General features: G+C 51.0%; 3 protein-coding genes. 2 read left to right on the top strand and 1 reads right to left on the bottom strand.

Features of this window, described 5'->3' with window-relative positions:
* Window positions 1-636: 636 nt before the first annotated feature.
* Together NIT7645_RS11260 and NIT7645_RS11265 are read left to right on the top strand one after the other, a co-directional pair.
* A complete protein-coding gene (locus NIT7645_RS11260) occupies window positions 637-1,947 on the top strand; it encodes an AAA family ATPase (protein WP_074964388.1) in 1,311 nt (436 codons plus the stop codon).
* On the top strand, window positions 1,925-2,584 hold the full coding sequence (locus NIT7645_RS11265; protein ID WP_207509054.1) for an RloB family protein: 660 nt from the start codon (window positions 1,925-1,927) through the stop codon (window positions 2,582-2,584). The genes NIT7645_RS11260 and NIT7645_RS11265 overlap by 23 nt, the downstream gene beginning before the upstream one ends.
* A 1,050-nt stretch (window positions 2,585-3,634) precedes the next feature.
* Here the strand turns inward: NIT7645_RS11265 and NIT7645_RS11270 are convergent.
* On the bottom strand, window positions 3,635-4,012 hold the full coding sequence (locus tag NIT7645_RS11270) for a CZB domain-containing protein (RefSeq protein ID WP_159420186.1): 378 nt from the start codon (window positions 4,010-4,012) through the stop codon (window positions 3,635-3,637).
* Between the last annotated feature and the right edge of the window lie 1,181 nt (window positions 4,013-5,193).

Genomic DNA, 5,193 nt, shown 5'->3' on the forward strand with positions numbered 1-5,193 from the left:
ACATTGGACCAGCGCGCAGCGAACGGCAGCTCTCCGCCCCTCTTGCCTAGAGGCTCCGATGCTGCGAGCGCAAAGATCATGTCCGCTTTGGGCTGGCTGGCGTCATCTGGCCGCTTGGATCTGGTGCGAATTCGCTGCGACCTTGCTGCTGCATCGCCGCAAGTCCGGTGTGAGCCCTTACCAGACATTGCTCCACAACTTGGCTGCTGCAGGTGCATTGGGCCGCTTGCAGTCCATAGCTGCCGTTCAAGCTCCCGTGGACGTTTCATTACAGTTCCATTTGGCTGGCGCTACCGGGCGTCCTATCTTTAGCACCATTTTTGGCTATGCTATCTGTGAACAAGCACAATCATGATCCACAAGCACTACTCTCTAAATGATCCTGGGTTATGGCCCGAACGCGAACCAAAACTGTGGCCGCAGGGAACCTGATGAGGACAGGTGAGCTGAAACCGATCCAGCCCCTGGCAGAGCCATGCTGCTGGTATGTTCAGGGCGTTTGAGAAGCCAATCACTACGCACCTTAAGTACTTGTTTGCGAACTTGAGTAAGAGTGGTTAAACAGAACACACATCGCGCCTTGGCGCCTTGTCTGCGCAGATTCTGCAGAATTTAGCCACGGAAGGTATGAATGTCATGCTGATTGACTTCACCGTCAGAAATTTTCGCTCCTTCGAAGACGAAGTATTGTTCAGCATGAACGTAGAGAATAGTCGAAGTAGACTTCGGGACAACCATCACGAAATTGAGAACGGAAAATATGCAGTTCTTAAGTCGGCTGCAATCTTCGGGCCGAATGCCTCAGGCAAGTCAAATTTGCTAAAGGCAATTCGGACTCTTTCTTGGATGGTGTGTAACTCTAATGACCTTCAGGAAGGAGAGGCAATATCTCCATATGAACCGTTCCGGCTTTCAGAAGATACTAAATATGCTCCTACAGAATTTGAGGTTGAATTCGTTGTCCCCTCCGGAATGCGCTATCGGTATGAATTGGCATTTGACAAAGAAAGGATAACCTCCGAAACTCTATTCTCCTTTCCTGGACGCCAGCGAGCTTTAATCTTTGAGCGAAAAGAATACGACACCTGGGAGACCATTAAGTTCGGAGGAACTTACAAAGGCGGCAGCCGACGGCTATCCTTCTTCAAGAACAATTGTTATCTAGCAAGGGCAGGAAATGATGCTGCCGCACCTGAGAGCATTCGCGAAATCATTCATTATTTTCGCTCTATCAACTTTATAGGCGCTGGAACAAAGCTCAGGATAGCAAACTACTTTGCTCAGGATGGCCACCTAGAAGCGGTCGGTGAGATCATTAGATTGGCCGACACAGGAGTGCAAAAAGTAACATCTGAAAAGCGTAAAAACCCGGAGGATATTCGCCTCCCCGATGACATGCCAGAAGAGCTCAAGGCCGCAATTATTGAAGAGAACAGCAAAACCTATAAGTTTTGGCTGCAAGCAAAGTCTGGCGAACTTGTTAGCTTCGATGAAAGAGACATGTCTGACGGAACGGTGAAGCTCTTTGAGATACTGCCGATGTTGCTCAACTCATTGTCTAACGGCGCTCCCATTTTGTTTGACGAACTGGATGGTCATTTACACACTCACTTGGTCGCATTAGTGCTCCAGCTTTTTCATGATCCGGTCGTCAACAAACTTGGAGCTCAAATTATCTTCACCACTCACGACACTAATATAATGAAGCCAAGTGTGCTTCGCAGAGATCAAATTTGGATAACTCATAAAAAGAACGGAGGAACCTACCTTTCAAGCCTTGATGAGTATAATAAGAATGTCGTGAGGCCTGATAGCCCGTTTGAAGATTTTTATCTGGACGGCAGGCTTGGTGCGTTGCCTTCCATCCCATACTCAAGAGTTAGAGAAGCTCTTTCTAGAGCTGTTGGTAATCCAGGCTACTTCGTTGGAGACGACAGCATTGCCTAAAGCGAGAAAGAAAAGACACCCCGCTGCTCAGAAAACTTTGCGCGTGTTCTGCGAGGGGGCAAAAACAGAGCCATACTACATCCGCGGATACTTAAGTGAGTTTAGAGCGAGCAACAGGGCAGCAGTTGTTGAGATCCAACCAACACGCAAGAACACTCCAGTGCAGTTGGTGGATGAAGCGATCAAACTTAAGAAGTCTCCGCGCTCTCTCCCGAACGACGAATTCTGGGTGGTCTATGACCGGGAGTCGGTGGCGAAATACTCGCGTAGCAAGCACTCTGAGGCTTGGCAGAAGGCCCAAAAATCCGGGGTGAACATTGCTCTTAGCAATGTTTGCTTCGAGTTTTGGCTTCTTCTTCATCTCAAAGATACATCCGCCTCATATTCATCATATGACGACTTTTATAAGAATAGCTCTTTCAGCGCGGAAGTTCAGAAGATCTGTGGAAAACCGTACTCGAAGTCATCCGCAGTCTTGTTCGATAATCTCAAGGCCGGCATTGCGGATGCTAGAGCGCGTGCCCAGAAGGTGAATGCAGCAGGAATTTCTGCCGCTGAAGTGAGCGCAATGCCTTTCGACATTAATCCATATACTGGAATGCCGAGCCTCTTGGATGCGATTGATGCGTTCAAGTAAATTTACATTCGATTCTGTAATTTTTTTAAAATCGACGTAATTTTTGTAGTGGACCAAATTGAGCATCTTTAGTCTGCGTGGATCTGCCGTAATTTTATATCGATCCGTTAAGTCATTTAGGCGACCGGAGCTTCAAAGGCCAAGGGACTTTACCAGCGAGAGCTGAGTAGTGTTGCGTTTGCGCTGCCACTCGTACAAACAGCTGATTTTCACCTTTTGCGCCTGCAGCGAATGTCCGGAAAGTCCGCTTAGCCGACATCTAAAGGTGTTCGCAGCTGCACGTGCGGCGAAGGGCAGCTTTTCCCTTGCGCCTGCGGCAGGGAGTGCTCGCCATGCCGCCAGATCCGAAGACTTTGCAAAGGTCGCTATCTGCGCTTCGCTGACGTTTGAGCGAGGCGCAGCATCCGCATGGCAGATCGGGGAGCCTGGAATGTCCGCTTCCAGGAAATCCTACGAGATCTTTTGCCTTTGCGGCAGAGTGCCCGCTGCCCCTGGTTCGAATGTTTCGTTTGGGCTGGAAGCAGCCAAATGCACCTGCAGCATCCAAGCCAGGCGGTGAAGGCAGCTAAGGGCTCTTTCCAGCCGTTCGATCCGCGGCTCGTCAATGGGTAAGATGCGGACCTTGCTGCCGTTCGCTGAAGCTGCAACTTGCACAATACCCGATGACTGCTTTGCGCAATAGCGATCTTTGCAGGATCGTGCTGATTCGCCAGAGCGTCAAGCGCGACCGGTCCATCGCGGACAGTGGCCATAGCCAAAGTCTCTGCAACGCGACACCCGAAAGAGAGTCTGGGTACTTTCAAAAAAATTTCGAGTGGGAGCAGTGCACTTCTGGACCCATAGGCGTAGGTACAGCTCAAATGCTCGGGGACAGACGGTGCCGGGGCAAATGCTCCAAGCCTTGGCACCGTCTCCAACGAAAAAGCCCCTGCAATCACCAGGGCTTCGATTGATCCAAGTCGTCTGCCAAGGAATGCACCCCGCAACCAGCGCGCGCCATTTCATCTCGCGATACAGGACGGATGCGGAAGCAAAAAGCGCCACCATAGATCAGCTATTTCGAAGCTCTGTCTTCCAGAGAGTTAGCGCGCGTACTAGCTTGTCTGACTTTTCAGCAAAGCCACCATCAAGAAGCTCTTTTGACTTTGATGCGTTTCCATCCAGTGCATTCTTCAGAACTTCTCCAGCAGTTTGGTGAAACTCCGCATGGAGACGCTTGACTACTTGATATGGCTTGCCATTTAGTATCTCTGTCGGCATCGTGTCGTCATAAAGCCATTTTCCAAATTCACACAAATGATCGCATCCGACCACTTCAGGTGTTGCATCACTAGATCCGCTAGAAATGGCGGTCTTCAGACGCAATTTCCACATGCCGTGGGCGCGAATAGCCTTTTGGATTTCATCTAATGTCCGCTCATGCGCCATGGAAATGTCTCCTATTTTGATTCTGTACATCTACCGGTAGCGCATATCCCCTAAGATAGTTTTACAGCCTAGAGCTCCAGTTGTCAGGGCTGGAGGCACTGCGCTGAGTTCGAGCATTGCTCTAGAAGAACGGCTCAACCCCGCCGGAGAGCATTCGCAGCAACATGCGCCGTGGAGTATTCTGTCATTTTTTCCCGCTGTGCGTCAGCGCACGATCAAGAGCGGATCAAGAAACGAAAAAGCCCCGCTCACCGGCGGGGCTTAGTTTGTGCCCGCAGTTGAGGTCTACAGGCTACTAGGAGCGCTAACAATCAATGCCACTCAGTCAGGCGCGCGCATTCTTTATACGAATTTCTCCATATCACGCAAACAAAATAGGCCCCGCCGAAGCGGGGCCAGTTGGACTTAAACCCAGATCCTGCGCACTTGAACTGCATTCACTTGGACCAATCACAGGACGGTCACAGTGTTACTCGCCAACGGTGAACATCACGTAAACTGGTTCTTACAAACACAAGCGCGTAACCCTTTCGAGGTTTACAAATTGGCGAGAAATGGGTGCGATAAAGATGGCAGGTACAGAATACCAATAGTGCCCGAACACCAACAGTGCCCAAGGTCTATGGCGGCGCCCCCCCCCCCCCCCCCCGGAGATATCGCGCCGCCATTCTCGCCCCCTAACTCACCTTGCAATCTATCGACCGCTGAGGACTTCGACCTTACCTCTGCAGTCCAGAAGCTCGCGCCTATCGCGCGCCCACAGGAGCTCCACCTCTCGATCCGAGAGCCATCGCTCGGGGGTCTGAACAAGTGGAAAGCAAGGATCAGCGCCGTCAACGTAGGGCGTGATCGCCGCAGAAATCGACCGACTGAAGCGCCCAGAGCTTCAGTCCTAAAACCGCCGGAGGCCGATGTGGATAAGTATTTCAAGATCACAATCACCGAAACCCACCCTCAGAAGGAAATTGGGCTGCGGCACAGCCGAAGACACCGAGCCGAAACTTGACCGCGGATACAGCCAAGAAATCTACAGGCAGACGATCACGTCTTTGGACCTTGCCAGTGTCATTGGCTCTGTAAACGGCCTCTCGAAAACGCCCCCCAAACGATCATAAAACGAAGCGCGTGTTGATTGTCACTGAGAACTGACCCGGTATTTTCACCGAGATTTGACCCACCCT

The organism is Phaeobacter italicus, assembly GCF_001258055.1.
In the GTDB taxonomy this organism is placed as follows: Bacteria; Pseudomonadota; Alphaproteobacteria; order Rhodobacterales; family Rhodobacteraceae; genus Phaeobacter; species Phaeobacter italicus.